Source organism: Erythrobacter litoralis (assembly GCF_029760855.1).
Lineage (GTDB): Bacteria > Pseudomonadota > Alphaproteobacteria > Sphingomonadales > Sphingomonadaceae > Qipengyuania > Qipengyuania litoralis_A.
Genome location: NZ_SOSI01000001.1, coordinates 523,918 through 539,906, shown reverse-complemented (window position 1 = coordinate 539,906; position 15,989 = coordinate 523,918). Strand labels below are relative to the sequence as shown.

Below are 15,989 nucleotides of genomic sequence, written 5' to 3'. Positions count from 1 at the left end.
TACTCCGTCACTATTCGATCTTGGATTGCGCGATGATCGAATGGCTCGACGCAAGCGCTTCGAAGCTGCCGAGCAGCGCCCAATTGTTTTCGTTCGTAAGGACGTTCATTTGCCGCAGGTCTTCGGCCAATGCGCGATCGTACAAAGCAGGCGCCTGCCCGTCCTTTCCGCGTACGGCGAATTGTGAACCGAGAATTAGCTCGACTTTCCCCTTGCGGGTGAGTTTCGACATGTACACGAGGTTCAGGAAGCGCCGACCGTCCTTGGTGATATTCGGAATGAGAAACTTGTCGTCGGTCTGCCCCTCGTCCTGCAGAAAGGCGCGCATGCGATCCCGCACCGGACCTGCTCCATTTTCGGGCTGAAGGAAGCGGCAATTACGCCCCAGCACTTCGTCCGGCCCGTATCCGCTCAATTCGCAAAATTCTTCGTTTACCCCGATCAAGGGGCAGTCGGGCGAGGTGTAATCGGCAAGCGATAGAGAAATATTGCTCCGTTCGAAAACGCCCTTCAGGCCATCGGGAACGGTTGCATCAGCGAGGAAGGTTTCCATTGCCGCGTGCGTGGCACACAATGCTGGCTGTGAAAAGTATCGATGAAGCCTAAAAGCGCGGTTTTCTGCGCCATTGTAGCTTATGTTACACCTTGGGCGGGCGCTTGCTAAATGCGCGTGCCAATCCCTTTGCGATAAGGGCATTCGCCGCTTGTGCGATCTGATCGATCGCGGGATCGCCTTCTTCGCGCCAGATGGCGAAACGCAGGCCGAGGAATACGTTCATCCCCATCACCGCCCAGGCTTCGATCTCTCCAGCACTCTCCACGAACTTGCCATCCTCTGCCGCCTTTCGCAGCCGCCCAGTGATCCGCTGGGCAATAGTGGTGTAGTGGTAGCGATAGATTTCGGGATCGACGAATTCCGCTTCGTCGATGATGCGATAGATTTCCTTATGCTCGGCTGCAAAACGCAGGAACGCGGTCAACGCTTCGCGCTCGATCGTAAGCGGATCTGTCTCCTCGGCGATAGCGGCGCTGGCGTCCGACCGGATCTGCCCGCTCAGGTCGTGGATCAGTGCGCGAAACAGCGCGTCCTTGCTGTCGAAATAGGTGTAGAAGCTGCCGAGCGCGATCCCGGCACGCGTAGTGATCGAGCTTACCGACGCTTCGTGAAATCCACGCTCACCAAATTCGGCCGTCGCGGCATCCAGCAGTTTGCGCATCGTCTTCTCACCGCGCTTTGTTCGCGGTTGCTTGACGTCGATTTTCGGCCCTTCGGTCATGTAGCCTCCCATGGCGGTATCTAACCAGCCTAACGACAACCCTCAATCTAAAACTTGAAAGCCGGTTCAACTTTCAGTATCGCGGCAAAAAAGAGAGTTTGGGGAGAGAGACATGACGCTTCGTTGCACACGCCATTTGCTGCTGGGTTCCTCCGGGGCGCTCGCGCTAGCAATGTTCGCGCAGCCTGCTGCCGCGCAATCTACCGCGCCGCCTATCGACGATGAGGCGGACGTGGCAGTCGCGACGGACGAGGGCAATGTGATCGTCGTTACAGCACGGCGGCGCGAGGAACGGCTTCAGGACGTTCCGATTGCAGTCACGGCGCTCTCGGGTGATCAACTGGAAGCACGCGGCGCGATCGATATAACCGATGTCGCGCTTACGACGCCCTCGGTCACGCTCGAAGCATCGCGCGGCACCAACAGCACGCTGACGGCCTTCATTCGCGGTGTAGGGCAGCAAGACCCGGTCGCCGGTTTCGAGGCCGGGGTCGGGATTTATCTCGACGATGTCTATCTCAACCGCCCACAGGCCGCCGTCCTTGAGATCTACGACGTCGAACGGATCGAAGTCCTTCGCGGTCCGCAGGGCACGCTTTACGGTCGCAACACGATCGGCGGGGCAATCAAGTACGTTACCAAGCGGCTGGGCGACGATCCGCGGCTAAGTCTGCGCGCAACCTACGGTACATACGATCAGGCGGACCTCACGGCGAGTTTCGCGATGCCTATCGGTGATAGCGGTCTGGCGATTGGCGGCGGCGGCGCAGTGCTGACCCGCGAAGGTTTCGGCACCAATCTCACAACGGGCGAGGAGAATTACGACAAGGCGATCCTCGCCGCCCGCGGCAGCATCGAATACGACCGCGGCGCCGTGTTCGTCCGCCTGTCGGGCGATTACACCGACGACAACAGCAATCCGCGCGGGGGCCATCGTCTCATTCCGGGTCTCCAAAGCGGCACGCCGGTGCTTGACGACGTGTTCGATACACGGGGCGGGCTGAACGACCCGAAGCAGGATGTCGAGGCCTATGGGGGATCGTTGTTCGTCGAAGTGGAGGCCGGCGATGCTGTAACGCTTCGCTCCATCACCGGCTATCGCAAGGACGATAGCGGCACGCCGATCGATTTCGATGCGCTGCCCGCCGTCGATGTGGACGTACCGGCTTTTTACAACAACGAACAATTTAGCCAGGAAGTGCAGGCGCTGGTCGACCTAGGCCGCTTCAACGGTCTGGTGGGCTTCTATTACCTCGACGCCAATGCGCGGACCGTCTTCGATGTGCGGTTGCCCGGCACGGTGACGGCGCTGACCTTTGGTGATGTCGATACCGAGACCTACGCCGTCTTTGGAGATGCCACGTTCGAGATCACACCGCAGATCAGCATTTCCGGCGGGGCGCGTTACACGTGGGATACGCGCAGGTCCGATATCCTGCGGCAGGTGTTCGTGGGCGGCGGCTCGCCCTTCTTCGGCGGACCGGGAGTTCTGTTCCAGACCACGTCCAATTTCGAAGGCGAGCGTGACTTCGAGGAATTCACGCCGCGCGTATCGCTGAGCTTTCAGCCGACCCGCGACCACCTGTTCTATGCGAGCTATTCGAAGGGGTTCAAAGGGGGCGGCTTCGATCCGCGCGGCGTGACGACCGCCGCACCGGACCAGAACGGCGATGGCACGATCAGCGACGCGGAAGTGTTCGAGTTCATCACGTTCGATCCCGAAACGGTCGATGCTTACGAAATCGGTTACAAAGGCTCGTTGCTCGACAACCGGCTCAATCTCAGCCTTGCCGCATTCCGGTCGGACTATACGGACGTCCAGATTCCCGGCTCGGTCGGTGCCGTGGTCAACGGCCAGCAGACCTTTATCGGGGTCACGACCAATGCCGGCGAAGCGCGTATCCAGGGGATCGAAGCCGAAGGATCGGCCATCCTCGCAGAAGATTTCGCCGGGCCGACCAGCAATCTCGTGTTGTCCGGCATGGTCAGCTATCTCGACGCGGAATATCGCCAGTTCATCGACGCCCGCGGGATCGATGTCGCCGACCGACGTGCTTTTCAGAACACCCCCGAATGGGCGGCGAGCGGCACGATCAGTACCAATCTTCCCCTCGGCAGTGGATACGTGAATATCAACGGCACCGCATCCTACCGTAGCCGCACCCAGCAATTCGAACTGCGCAATCCTCTACTCGACCAGGAAGGCTTTACGCTGTTCCAGGCAAGCGTGGTCTGGCATGTGCCGGGCGACCGGTTCTCGCTGGGGCTGCACGGCCGCAATCTGACGGACGAGGAATATATCGTTTCCGGCTACAGTTTCCTCGCGCAGAATCCCGATACCGGTGAGTTCCTCCGTAATGCCGATGGCGGTTTTGTCCCGACGCTTGGCAGTGAGGGGGTGCTCACGGCTTACTACGGCAATCCGCGCCAAGTCTTCGTTACCGCAACGCTCGATTTCTGATCCGAACTTTCGGACATTAACGATTGCAAGGCTTTGGGGGATCGGCTTAACTCCCCCGACTGACCGCATCGGTCGCAACGGGGGCAGGCATGAACGCGAACAGCGAAGCGGATCGGCGAGAGCGGCTTACTGCCGCCATGCGCCGGACCGCGGAAGGCGACCGCGATGCCCTGCATACCGTCTATTCGCTGACCTCGGCGAAGCTGTTCGCCGTGATTGTGCGGATCGTCGACGACCGCGAACAGGCGGAAGACGTCCTGCAGGAGGTTTTCGTGAAGGTCTGGCATCGCGCCGGGCGCTTCGATCCCGCCAAGGGAAGCCCGATAACGTGGCTCTGCACCGTGGCGCGCAATACCGCCCTGAACGATATTCGCGGCCGCGGGATAGAAAGAACGACAGACGCGGCGTCGATGCCGGACATCGCCGATGAACGCTGCATCGCCGCTGACGACTGGCTGTGTTCGCAGGAAGATAATGCAGCCTTGAATCGCTGCATCGAGGATTTACAGCCCGATCATAAGCGGTCGATCAAGGCGGCCTTTTTCGGAGGGTACAGCTACAGCGAGTTGGCGCATCATCACGATGTGCCTCTCGGCACGATGAAAAGCTGGATCCGCCGGGGTCTCGCCAAGCTGAGGGGGTGCCTCGATGGCTGACGACCTTCCCAGCGAAAGCGATCGGTTCGTACTGGCCGGCGAATACGTTCTCGGTGTGCTCGAGGGCGAGGAATTGTCGCAGGCGCGCCGAATGCAGCTCGCGGATCGCGACTTCGCGCAAGCGGTCGAGTGGTGGGAATGGCGCCTCGGCACGATCGGCGAAGCTGCCGGCACGATCGAACCGTCCGAAGGTGTATGGCCCGCAATCGCTGCTCGGCTCGGCGACCGCGACGTATCAGCGTCGCCGACCGAGATCGCACCGCGCGCTACCGGGCCTTCGCGGGCAAGCCTTATCACTTTTGCAGCGGGCGCTGCTCTATCGATCGCCGGACTGGTGCTCTTTCTCTCCGCGCCGGAGCCTGCACCCATTCCACAGCCGACGGCGTCGGAAAGCCCGGCGCTGCCGTCCGGCCTGCTTATCGCACAATTCCAAAACGAGGAAAGCGGCCGGCGGCTTGCAGGTATCGTCGATCCGCAGGCCCGCCGCATCCGGCTCGATATCGCCGGTCTGGAAGCGGAGACAGGCCGGACGGCCGAACTGTGGGTCATTCCCGAAGGCGGCACACCGGTATCGCTCGGCTTCCTTCCGGGCTCTGGCCGGATTGAGCGGGGCGTGTCCGCCGAAGAGGCGCAACTGCTCGGTCAGAATGCGACCTTGGCGGTGACGTTCGAAGAAGACGGCGGTATCCGCCACGAAGCGCCTACCTTGCCCATTGTGCTGAGCGGAAGCGTGAGTTCTGTTTGATCGCCGTCTCTCCGTTCATGAACGGTAGCTAAAAAATAAATTCATAAAAATTACAGCGTTGGCGCATCCATCCAAGCCCCTCGTGAGTAACTGTAGGCATCTCCCACTTTATGGGAGGTGCCGACCGCATGGGTCGGGGGGTGGCGGAGCGACATATCGCCCGCCTTGGATACATACCTTTGTCGTTCGGCTTTCTGGTCCAAAACCACAAGGAAAGCATAATGATGAATTTCAAACCGGCCCGTTTCGCGGCCGCGCTTTTGACTGGGACCGCGATGTTCGCCATCGCCGGCTCCGCACAGGCGGACGAAACGCCCGAGTGCAACGATTCTGAAACCAATGCCACCGAATGCGGCACGGATTCAGACGCGACGTCCGCCGGCGCGACCGCTGTCGGCAACGGCGCGGTAGCGGACGGCGTGGACGCCATCGCCATCGGCAGCGACGATGCAGGCGCCGCACCCACGACCGCGACCGGTCCTTCGACCACTGCAGTAGGCGGCGAAGCGGTTGCCACCGGACCCGGCGCGACCGCATATGGCTGGCAGTCCGGAGCGACTTCGGAACGCGCAACCGCGCTCGGCCATCTTGCCACCGCACAGGGCGTTCGTTCGCTGGCCGTCGGCGAAAATGCAGATGCGCAGAGCGATCTCTCGACCGCCATCGGCAATGAAAGCATCGCCAATGGCGTCGATGCCCTCGCTCTGGGCGACAGCGCCGCTGCAAACGGCAATTCGACCTCGGCGCTCGGCGGCGAAAGCGTGGCGACGGGTCCGGGTGCGACGGCCGTCGGTTGGCAGTCCGGTGCAACTGCGGAACGTGCGACCGCGCTCGGCCACCTTGCCACCGCGCAGGGCGTTCGTTCGCTGGCAGTCGGCGAGAATGCCGATGCACAGAGCGACTTCGCGACCGCTATCGGTAACGAAAGCATTGCCAACGGCACAGACGCTCTCGCCATCGGCGACAGCGCGAATGCCAACGGCAACTCGACCACTGCCGTCGGCGGTGAAAGCAATGCCGAAAACCCGGGCAGCAGCGCCTTTGGTTGGCAGGCCGATGCGAGTGCAGAACGTTCGACCGCGATCGGTCATCTGGCCGAAGCGGCTGGCTTCGCCTCCACTTCGATGGGTGAAGCGGCAGCGGCCTTGGGTCGTGGCGGTATCGCGATCGGCGGCAATGTCGACGGCGGCCAGTATGGTGCCCTCGCAACCGACGAAGCCGGTATCGCGCTCGGCGCTGATTCCGAAGCGCGTCAGGTTGGTGCCATTTCGATCGGTAGCGATGCCGACGGCAACGGTGACGGCGCGGTAGCCGACGGCGTCGATGCTCTCGCACTCGGCGCGGATGCCATGGCGATGGGCAACTCGACCACCGCAGTCGGCGGCGAGAGTGTCGCCACCACACCGGGATCCACCGCCTTGGGCTGGCAGGCCAGCGCAACGGGCATGATGGGCACGGCCGTGGGCCACCAGTCGACCGCTTCGGGCGATCAGAGCTTCGCCGGCGGTGAAGATTCGGTCGCGTCCGGCAGCAATTCCGTGGCGATCGGCAACACCGCGCAAGCGACCGGCGGCGATTCGATCGCAATCGGCGGCAATCGCGACGGGGATGATGGCTTCTCGACCATCGCGAGCGGTCCTTCGACGACGGTCGTCGGCGGTCAATCCTCGGCCGTCGGTGCCGGTGCCACAGCTTACGGCTGGCGCGCCAATGCTACGGCGGAACGGGCTACGGCGCTTGGCCACCTCTCGACGGCATCGGGCGTACGCTCGGTCGCGGTCGGCGAAGCGACTTCGGCCACCGGTGATGGTGCGGTCGCGATGGGTAACGAGGCAGTGGCTTCGGGCACCAATTCGGTCGCTATCGGCAACGGTGCGCAGGCGACCAATGACGGCCAGGTCGTCATCGCCTCGCTCGGCACCAGCACGACCTCGCAGATGGGCCCGCTCGCTTTCGTGACGGCGGATGCGAACGGTACGCTCGGTGTCAGCACATCGGCGGGTACCACCAACCTCGCCAGCTTCGACGACGTACAGGCCAATACGATGATGATCGCCGATCTCGGCACACGGACCGATATGAACAGCATGATGATCGGTCAGAACAGCGCCGCGATCCTCGACCTGCAGGACCAGCAGTCGATGCTGTTCGATCTGGCAGAAGAGAACCGGCGTGAGTCGCGCAAGGCCAGCGAAGGTGTTGCCATGGCGCTAGCCATGGAATCGCCGATCATCATGCCGGGTCAGCGCATGGGCGTCGCCGGCGGCTTCGGTTACTATAACGAACGGGTCGCAGGTTCGGCCTCGGTCGGCTTCCGGATCAGCGACAGCACGTCGGTCAGCGGCGGTGTCGGCGTCGGGTTCGACTCCGGCGAAGTCGGTGCGCGGGCAGGCTTCCAGTCTTCCTGGTAATCACCGACCACGGGTTCACGAACTTCCTGTGGACCAGGAGAGGGGCGGGGCGCTTCGGCGCCTCGCCTTTTTTCGTGTTTGCCGCGGTCTGCGGCAGTGTCCGCTCCATAGCAAAATTTAGTAAAAGCCGGGATCTGGTGGAAAGTCGCCGGCCGCGAAAACCCCTGTAAGCGTCTGACCGCTAGCGCTAGGTCGTAATACGGGCTTCCGGAAAGAGCTCTCACGACCTTTCTATCGACACTCTGTTGTGAATGGATCCACGGCGTCCAGCCTGCCGGGAGCCTATAGCAAGCCTGCTCGCTGCCTTCTCGGATCACACTATGATCTCGAGCCGGTCGCTAACTGCTTGGGGCCGCAATATGCAGAGGTCCGGACGATCTTCGATGATGGATGCAAATATCGACGGAGAGGCGCGTCGAAAATGTCATCGGGGACTGATGACGCGATCGATCGCCCCCGAGGGCTCACTCTACCTCGTAATCAATGAGGAACCGGACCGCGAACGGCTCCTCTCACCGCACTTTCGACTTCTTCATGTGCCGGGCGACGGCGCGGCGTTCGGTTTGCTGCATCCATTGTTCGATCGACAGGCCGCCTTCGTCAAGGTCGGCCAGAACCGCGCCGCGCCGGCCCATCGGCTGTTCGGGACCGGTGGTGGTATCGACGGTGGTCTGGCGCTCGATCTCGGCGTTAAGCAGCGCACCGGCAAGCACGCCATAGCCCGACAGGAACAGCCACATAAGGAAGACGACGATGGCCGAAAGCGAGCCGTAAGTCGCGTTGTAATCGCTCACATAGGCTACGTAATAGGAGAAGCCGAACGAGATCGAGATCCACAGCAGGGTGGCGAGGAGGGCGCCGGGAAAAAGCCAGCGGAACTTCGCCGGTTCGCGGTCGGGGCCATAACGCATGATGACGGCGAACATGAATGCACCCAGCAGCACCGATGCCGCCCAGGCGCAAAGCTTGATCAGGAATTCCGCTTCCGCACCGAACATCGAACCCGCCTGCGTTTGCAACCATGCGAAAACGCCAGCGCTTACGATCCCGGTCACGGCCAGCAGGATCGCGGCCAGGGTCAGCGCTGCCACGCGCAGGGTCTTTTTGATGATGTTACGCGATTCGTGCTCTTCGTTGATGATGTTGAGGGCGCCGATGAGACCGTTCGCCGCCCGCATTCCGCCATATATCGCAAAGGTCAGCGCGATGATCAGCGCAAGGCCTGTCACGCCGGAATTGGCGGTTACGACACCAAGCATCTGGTCCTGAAGCAGCCGCGCGGCATCGGCAGGCAGGATCGTAATGATCGTCTGCATCTGGCGCTGCACCGTCTCGACGCTGCCGATCAGCCCGTAGATCATGACGGTGGCGGCAATCAGCGGTGTAATCGCCAGGAATGTGAAGAAGGCGACGCCCGCACCCAGCAGAGAAAGATTGTGGAATCCCCACATCGTGAACATGCGCTTCAGGATTGCGATCCATGCCGCTTTCGGCATCTGCCATGGTGAATTAGCGGTTGCACCCGGCGCCGGATCGCGCGAAACGTTGTTTTCGTTAACGGTTTGGTCGACGGCGCGAGTGCTGTCGGTTCCATTTTGTGGGTGTTGGGTCGATTCCAAGAAAACAGTCCCCGTCGATTGCTGGATTGGTCGGCTTGTCTGGTTTCGGAACGGAACCGCGGCAGGATCGGTCCCGGAACCTGCGAATTTCCGCCGCCGGGCTTGCTTTAGCTGCAGCGATGACGGCGTCGCCCGGGGTCGCGCAGGATACGCAGGCGCAGGCGGACGTGCAGCAGGACGAGTCCACACCGCTCGATATCCCCGCACCCCCGCCGGGTGCGAATCTTCCCGAAGTCGAACCGATCATCAGCGACGAGGAGTTCGAGGAAAGCGTGCCCGAGCTGGCGCCGGAGGACGATCCGGAACTGGACAGGCCGCTGGAATCGATCGCGGAATTCGAACGCAGGCTGGCGGCCGAAGAGGCGGAGACGCAGACTGCCGAAGGGCAGGCGCCGCCGTTGAACGATCCGGCACTGGCCGATGGCGATCCGGTCGAGGAAATCGGCGATGCGCCCATCCGCGATGCGGAGCTCGCAGCACCCCTGCCGCCGCTTGACCAGTTCCAGGTCGAGCCGGTCGAATTCGCCGAGGATGCCTCGGATGAGGAAACGGTCGAAGTCGCTTACGACGTGCGGGTCGACGGACTGGCGGCCGCCGACGAGGAAACCGAAACCGATCTTCGCGGTCTGTTCGATGGGCTCTCGGCCCTGGAAGAGGGCGACGGCGAGGCGGCGAACGTGGCGCAGGTTTCTGCCCGGCTGACCGAGGATTCCGCGCTGTTGCAGCAGATCCTCGCGTCGGAAGGCTGGTACAGCGCGACGGCGAATACGACGATCGATCGTTCGGACGAGGAAGGCAATCCGGCACTCGTGGCCGTGATAAACGTAGTGCCGGGCCAGCGGTATACAATCGCGGAAATCGTGATCGAAGCCGATCCCGTCGTGCCGGAGGATCTGATTACGTCGAACCTTGCGCTCGAGGTAGGCGAGCCGATCGTGGCCGACCGCGTACAGGGCGCCGAGGCAAAGGTTGCGGTAGAATTGCCGCAGAACGGTTATCCCTTTGCCCAGATCGGCCAGCGCGACATCCTGCTCGATGAAACGACGGGCGACGGTGTCTACACCTTGCCTATCACTGTCGGACCGCGCAGCCGGTTCGGCGGCATTCGCACGACCGGCAACCTCGCTTTCGATGCCGAGCATGTCGAAGTCTTGACCCGCTTCGAACGCGGCGAGCTTTACGACAGCCGCGACGTCGACGATCTGCGCAAGGCGCTGGTCGCAACCGGCCTGTTCAACACCGTATCCGTCGTACCCGAGCAGACCGGCGAAGATGCGGGCGATGGAACCGAATATGCGACTATCGTGGTCGAACAGGATGCCGGTCCGCCGCGCACCTTGGCGGGGAGCGCGGGCTACGGCACGGGGCAGGGTTTCAGGGTCGAAGGCAGCTGGACCCACCGCAACCTGTTCCCGCCCGAAGGCGCGCTGATCGCGGGTGCGGTTCTTGGGACGCGCGAGCAGGGCGCGAACGTCATCTTTCGCCGGTCCAATGCCGGGCGCCGCGATCGCACCTTCCAGCTTGCGGCCGAAGCGCTGCGTGCGGATTACGATGCCTACGAGGCGTTCACCGGGCGGCTTTCCGCGCTGGTCAGCTACGATTCCACCCCGATCTGGCAGAAGCCGTTTACCTATGCCTACGGCGTGCAGCTGATCGCGACGAACGAGCAGGATTACAGCTTCGAGGAAGAGGACCTCATCCGCCGCACCTTCTTTATCGGCGGATTGACGGGACAAGTCGGGATCGACCGGACCAACAGCCTCCTCGATGCGACCGACGGCTTCCGCGTGACGGCGCTTGTCGAACCGGAAGGCTCGCTGCAGGGCGGCTTCTCGCCCTATGTCCGCGCCCGGATCGACGGTTCGGCCTATTTCTCCGCGACCGATGCGATCGTGCTGGCGGGCCGGGTACGAGTAGGCACGATTCAGGGTATCGACCGCTTCGATCTCGCACCTTCGCGCAGGTTCTACGCCGGTGGCGGTGGATCGGTGCGCGGTTACGGCTTCCAGCAGCTCGGCCCCCGTGTAGTGCTCGACAATCCCGATTTCGATCCGGAGGACGAGGACAGCAACGAAGACGAATTCATCTACCGCCCGCTTGGCGGCACCAGCCTCAATGAAGCGGCGGCGGAAGTGCGCTATCGCTTCGGCAATTTCGGCGTGGTCGGCTTCGTCGATGCGGGCCAGGTTTACGAGGGTTCGGTGCCCAAGTTCAGTGACATCCGCTTCGGTGCGGGTCTCGGCGGCCGCTATTACACCAATTTCGGCCCGCTGCGCTTCGACGTCGCCATTCCGCTCGACAAGCGTGAGGGCGAGAGCGGGTTCGCGGTCTATGTCGGCATCGGGCAGGCGTTCTGATGGTGGACGAGGCGATCATGAACGACGAGCCGATGGCCCAAGAGCCGGAGCGCGCGCCACGCCGCAATATCTGGGCACGGATCGCCAAATGGGCGGCGATCGTGGTCGTCGGACTGCTGGTGCTGGTGGCAGCAGCTTTGCTGATCCTCAACACCGGCCCGGGTAAGCGCTTTATTGCCAACCAGATCGCCGGGCTCGAATTCGAGAACGGAATGGAGATCGACATCGGCCGGATCGACGGTTCGATCTACGGCGAGATGGTTCTGCACGATCTTACGGTAAGCGATCCGAAGGGCGCGTTCCTGACTTCGCCCGAAATCCGAATGGACTGGCGGCCTTTCGCCTTCATCAACAACCATGTCGACATCCGCTCGCTGACCTCTCGGCTGATCACGCTGCAGCGCCTGCCGGAATTCAACGAGACGCCGCCTTCCGACGATCCCCTGCTGCCCGATCTCGACATCGACGTGGGCGAATTGCGGATCGACCAGTTCGTCGCCGAAGCACCGGTTTCTGGCGAACGCCGGGTCGCCAGTCTTGCCGGAACGGTCGCCATCGCCGATGGCCGGGCACAGACACGCCTGAACGGGCGCACCATCGCCGGACCGGGCAGGGCAGGGGGCGACCGTGTCGCACTGCTGCTCGATGCGGTGCCGGAAGAGAACAAGCTCGATCTCGATCTCGACCTGAACGCGCCGGGGGACGGCGTGATTGCCGCGCTCGCCGGCCTCACCGAGCCGCTGCGCGTGCAGGTGTCGGGTCGCGGAGACTGGGAGCGCTGGAACGGGCGGCTCGATGCGGACCTCGCCGGTTCGCAATTCGCCCGCCTCGCCATTGCGGCGCGCGACGGGACTTTCGACGTCAAGGGGCCGACCCGCGTCGCCCGCCTGTTCGAAGGCCCAACCGCGCAGCTGCTCGGTCCGATCCTGAACGTCGATATGCGCGCCGCCCTGAACGAACGGCGGATCGACCTTGCGGGCAACCTCAACTCCGATGCCTTCCGCCTGAACACGAACGGCTTGGTCGATCTGTCGGATAACAGCTTCGAGGATCTCGAAGCGTCATTCGTGCTGCTCAAGCCGTCGGCGCTGGCGGAAAATCTCGGCGGCAGCGGCCTTCGCGCCCTGCTGACGCTGAACGGCGAATTCGCAACGCCGGAAGTAGAATACCTCATCAACGCCAACCGCCTCGTCATGAACGATATGGGGCTGCAGAACCTGCGGGCTTCCGGCAATGCGGTCATCGATTCCGATCGCATTCTGATCCCGATCGATGCCCGGGTCGCGCGGGTCACCGGGCTCGACACCGTGGCGGGTGGAACGCTGACCGACGTGCGGCTGGCAGGCGATCTCGCGATCGAAGGTACGCGCATCCTGTCCGACAATATGCGCTTGCGGTCCGACCGGATCGATGCGGGGCTGATCCTCCTCGCCGATACCTCGACCGGGCTCTATACCGGCGCGGTCGACGGGCGGATCGACAATTACCGGCTCGAAAGCGTCGGCATCTTCAATATCGAGACCGACATCGATCTTCGCACCGAACGCGAAGGGTTTGCCATGGCCGGCAGGGTCCGCGCGCGTTCCACCAGCCTGTTCAACGAAGGCGTGCGCGATTTCCTCGGCGGGAATGCGGTTGCGGCGACGGATGTGCGCTACGGGCCGGACGGCGTCGTGCGATTTGCCAATCTCTCGCTCAACGCGCCCGCCGTGCGCATCACCGGCGGGAACGGTTTCTATTCGCCCGACGGCCGCCTTGCCCTCAATGCCGATGGCACGACCGACGCCTATGGCCGGGTTGGCGTGCGCGTCGCCGGGACGATCACCAATCCCCAGGCCTTCGTCACGGCTGAGAGGCCTGACTTCGGCATCGGCCTCGCCAATCTGGAAGCGCGGATCAATGGCGCGCCGAACGGCTACCGCCTCGATGCGACCGCCGATACCGATTACGGACCGCTGACGGCGGATGTGACGCTCGGCACGGGCGATCAGCTCACGCTCGACATCAACAGCGCCAATCTTGCCGGAATCGATTTCGCCGGTTCGCTGCGACAGACAGCGGCAGGTCCGTTCGCCGGCAGGCTCGAAGCCGACGGGCGGGGCCTTCGCGGGATCGTCCGGCTGGACGGGCAAGGGCAGTATCAGGAAGCGCTAGTCAATCTGCGGGCGCGCGACACCACGTTGCCCGGCCCGGCCAACGTTTCGATCGGGTCGGCGATCATCGATGCGCGCGTGGTGCTGTACGACCAGCCCTATGTCGTCGGCGATGTGCAGCTGGGCCAGACCCGCTATGGCGAATTCGACGTTAATGCGGCCCGCGCGAAAATCGATTATCGCGACGGGCGCGGAAACGTCCGCCTGACCGCGGAAGGCACCAGCGGCGTGCCCTTCCGCATCGCCGCGAATGCCGAGCTCGAGCCCGAACTGTGGCGCGCCGCCCTGACCGGACGGGTTCGTGGCATCGATTTCCGCACGGTCAATCCGGCGCGCATCGTGCCCGGTTCGGGCGAATACCGTCTGCTCCCGACCACCATAGATTTCGGGCGCGGTAATGTGCGCTTGGCGGGATCCTACGGTGAAGGCATCACCTTGCAGAGCCGGCTCGACTCGCTCGATCTCGGAATCATCGACGCGTTCGTGCCCGGCCTCGGCGTGAATGGGTCCGCGAGCGGCAGCCTCGATTTCGCGCAGGCCAGTTCCACCGCGTTCCCGCGTGCCGATGCACGCCTGAAGATCAGCAATTTCAGCCGCACCACCGCTGCATCGGTCAGTCAGCCTATCGATATAAACTTTGTCGGCAAGCTGTTGGCCGATGGCGGCGAGGCCCGCGCGGTCATGCGTCGGCGCGGCACGGTGATCGGCCGCATGGTGGCGAGCCTCAATCCCCTGCCGCCCGGCGCAGGCCCATGGACCGAACGGCTGCTCTCCGCCCCGCTCGGTGGCGGCATCCGCTATAACGGCCCGGCCGACACGCTGTTCTCCTTTGCGGGGCAGCCCGACCAGCGCCTGTCCGGCCCGATCGGCGTCGCCGCCGACTTCTCGGGACGGGTGCAGCAGCCGGAACTCTCCGGGGTCATTCGTGCCAATTCGCTGACCTACGAGAACCAGACCTACGGCACCCGTCTGTCCGACATGACGCTGGCCGCGCGGTTCAACGGCGAGCGACTCGAAATAGAGCGACTGCGCGCCACCGCCGGCGACGGCACGGTCAGCGCGCAAGGCTTCGTCAGCCTCGCCGAAGCGAGCGGCTACCCGATGGACGTGCGCGTCACGATGGACGATGCGCGCCTCGCCCGCAGCGAAGCCATCGATGCGACCGCGACCGGCGAATTGCGCCTGACCAAGGCCGCCAACCAGACGGCGCTGCTCGCCGGCGACATCCGCCTGCCCGAAACCCGCTACGAGATCATCCGCCAGGGCGCGGCCGAAATTCCGCAGCTCACCGGCGTGCGTTTCGCGCCGCCCAAGGGGCCGAAGCGCATCACCGGCGACGAACCGGCAGAGCCGAGCCCGGGCCTGTTCGACCTTTTGCGGCTGGATATCGGCCTCACCGCGCCAGAGCGCCTCTACGTGTCCGGCATGGGTCTGGAATCTGAATGGGATGCTGATCTCAACATCGCCGGCACCAGCGCCGCCCCGCGCATCAGCGGCGACGTCGAACTCATTCGCGGCACTCTCGGGTTTGCGGGCCGCTCGTTCGAACTGCAGGAAGGCCGCGTCGCCTTTACCGGCGGGACCTCGATCGATCCGGTCATCACCCTGGTCGCCTCGGAAGATATCGAGGACGTTACGGTCCGCGTGAACGTATCGGGCCGCGCCTACGATCCGCAGATTGCGTTTTCGAGCACGCCCGGCCTGCCGCAGGACGAGATCGTCTCGCGCATCCTGTTCGGCAGTTCGGTCGGCAATCTGTCTACCATCCAAGCGGTCCAGCTTGCCGCTTCGCTCAACTCGCTGCGCGGCAGCGGCGGCGGCCTCAATCCGCTGGGCAAGCTGCGTTCGGCCACCGGCGTCGACCGGCTACGCATCCTTGGCGGCGACGAGACGACCGGCCGCGGCACCGCGCTGGCGGCGGGCCAGTATCTGACCGACGACATCTATGTCGAATTCATCACCGATGCGCGCGGCTTCACCGCCACGCAATTGGAGGTCAGCCTGACCCCGGCGCTATCGATCCTGAGCCAAGCGGGCGGTTCTGGCCAGACGAACGTGAACGTGCGCTATCGGAAGAACTATTGATGCGCCGCGCTTTCGTCATCGCATTGCTGCTCCTTACGGCCTGCCGTTCCGAACCGAGCTTCGACGAACGCTACGAGCGGGCGGAAGAGGAGATCAACGCCAAGGCGGCGGAACTGGACGAGGATCTGGACGAGCCGATGGATCAGGAATGATCTCGCTCCCGTAGAGCTTAATGCCCATTTCCATCACATGCCGAAACTGATTCGAATTCTTCCGCCTTTCGGT

Annotated in this window: 10 protein-coding genes; 7 read left to right on the top strand and 3 right to left on the bottom strand. The window is 63.3% G+C overall.

What is annotated here, in order from left to right:
- Window positions 1–10: 10 nt before the first annotated feature.
- Window positions 11–553, bottom strand: a complete 543-nt coding sequence (locus E3U23_RS02470; RefSeq protein WP_279349595.1) for a PAS domain-containing protein — start codon at window positions 551–553, stop codon at window positions 11–13.
- A gap of 85 nt (window positions 554–638) precedes the next feature.
- Complete coding sequence (locus E3U23_RS02465) at window positions 639–1,277, bottom strand: TetR/AcrR family transcriptional regulator (protein WP_279349594.1); 639 nt, start codon at window positions 1,275–1,277, stop codon at window positions 639–641.
- 112 nt (window positions 1,278–1,389) lie between these two features.
- Here E3U23_RS02465 and E3U23_RS02460 point away from each other — a divergent pair, with 112 nt between their 5' ends.
- The 4 genes from E3U23_RS02460 to E3U23_RS02445 all read left to right on the top strand — a co-directional run bounded on the left by E3U23_RS02460 (window position 1,390) and on the right by E3U23_RS02445 (window position 7,550).
- The gene (locus E3U23_RS02460) at window positions 1,390–3,738 is read left to right on the top strand and encodes a TonB-dependent receptor (RefSeq protein WP_279349593.1); all 2,349 of its coding nucleotides are present in this window, start codon (window positions 1,390–1,392) and stop codon (window positions 3,736–3,738) included.
- Between the two features lie 89 nt (window positions 3,739–3,827).
- Window positions 3,828–4,394, top strand: coding sequence for a sigma-70 family RNA polymerase sigma factor (locus E3U23_RS02455; protein WP_279349592.1), 567 nt, complete (start codon window positions 3,828–3,830; stop codon window positions 4,392–4,394).
- Entirely contained in the window at window positions 4,387–5,139 is a 753-nt protein-coding gene (locus tag E3U23_RS02450; protein WP_279349591.1) for an anti-sigma factor, read from the top strand. The genes E3U23_RS02455 and E3U23_RS02450 overlap by 8 nt, the downstream gene beginning before the upstream one ends.
- A gap of 221 nt (window positions 5,140–5,360) precedes the next feature.
- Window positions 5,361–7,550 (top strand): hypothetical protein, encoded by a 2,190-nt coding sequence (locus E3U23_RS02445; protein ID WP_279349589.1) that lies wholly within the window; start codon window positions 5,361–5,363, stop codon window positions 7,548–7,550.
- Window positions 7,551–8,062: 512 nt separating this feature from the next.
- Here E3U23_RS02445 and E3U23_RS02440 read toward each other — a convergent pair.
- Window positions 8,063–9,046, bottom strand: a complete 984-nt coding sequence (locus E3U23_RS02440; protein WP_279349588.1) for a YihY/virulence factor BrkB family protein — start codon at window positions 9,044–9,046, stop codon at window positions 8,063–8,065.
- Between the two features lie 242 nt (window positions 9,047–9,288).
- Here E3U23_RS02440 and E3U23_RS02435 point away from each other — a divergent pair, with 242 nt between their 5' ends.
- The 3 genes from E3U23_RS02435 to E3U23_RS02425 are packed head-to-tail and all read left to right on the top strand — an operon-like array spanning window position 9,289 to window position 15,916.
- On the top strand, window positions 9,289–11,526 hold the full coding sequence (locus E3U23_RS02435; RefSeq protein ID WP_279349587.1) for an autotransporter assembly complex protein TamA: 2,238 nt from the start codon (window positions 9,289–9,291) through the stop codon (window positions 11,524–11,526).
- A complete protein-coding gene (locus E3U23_RS02430) occupies window positions 11,526–15,764 on the top strand; it encodes a translocation/assembly module TamB domain-containing protein (RefSeq protein WP_279349586.1) in 4,239 nt (1,412 codons plus the stop codon). Before E3U23_RS02435 ends, E3U23_RS02430 begins: the two co-directional genes overlap by 1 nt.
- Window positions 15,764–15,916, top strand: a complete 153-nt coding sequence (locus tag E3U23_RS02425) for a hypothetical protein (protein WP_279349585.1) — start codon at window positions 15,764–15,766, stop codon at window positions 15,914–15,916. Before E3U23_RS02430 ends, E3U23_RS02425 begins: the two co-directional genes overlap by 1 nt.
- The last annotated feature ends 73 nt before the right edge of the window (window positions 15,917–15,989 follow it).

What these genes read in the sequence shown, in the direction of transcription:
- E3U23_RS02470 (WP_279349595.1), bottom strand. Translation starts at nt 553, where the DNA reads ATGGAAACCTTCCTCGCTGATGCAACCGTTCCCGATGGCCTGAAGGGC.
- E3U23_RS02425 (WP_279349585.1), top strand. Translation starts at nt 15,764, where the DNA reads ATGCGCCGCGCTTTCGTCATCGCATTGCTGCTCCTTACGGCCTGCCGT.
- E3U23_RS02455 (WP_279349592.1), top strand. Translation starts at nt 3,828, where the DNA reads ATGAACGCGAACAGCGAAGCGGATCGGCGAGAGCGGCTTACTGCCGCC.
- E3U23_RS02435 (WP_279349587.1), top strand. Translation starts at nt 9,289, where the DNA reads ATGACGGCGTCGCCCGGGGTCGCGCAGGATACGCAGGCGCAGGCGGAC.
- E3U23_RS02440 (WP_279349588.1), bottom strand. Translation starts at nt 9,046, where the DNA reads ATGCCGAAAGCGGCATGGATCGCAATCCTGAAGCGCATGTTCACGATG.
- E3U23_RS02460 (WP_279349593.1), top strand. Translation starts at nt 1,390, where the DNA reads ATGACGCTTCGTTGCACACGCCATTTGCTGCTGGGTTCCTCCGGGGCG.
- E3U23_RS02445 (WP_279349589.1), top strand. Translation starts at nt 5,361, where the DNA reads ATGATGAATTTCAAACCGGCCCGTTTCGCGGCCGCGCTTTTGACTGGG.
- E3U23_RS02465 (WP_279349594.1), bottom strand. Translation starts at nt 1,277, where the DNA reads ATGACCGAAGGGCCGAAAATCGACGTCAAGCAACCGCGAACAAAGCGC.
- E3U23_RS02450 (WP_279349591.1), top strand. Translation starts at nt 4,387, where the DNA reads ATGGCTGACGACCTTCCCAGCGAAAGCGATCGGTTCGTACTGGCCGGC.
- E3U23_RS02430 (WP_279349586.1), top strand. Translation starts at nt 11,526, where the DNA reads ATGGTGGACGAGGCGATCATGAACGACGAGCCGATGGCCCAAGAGCCG.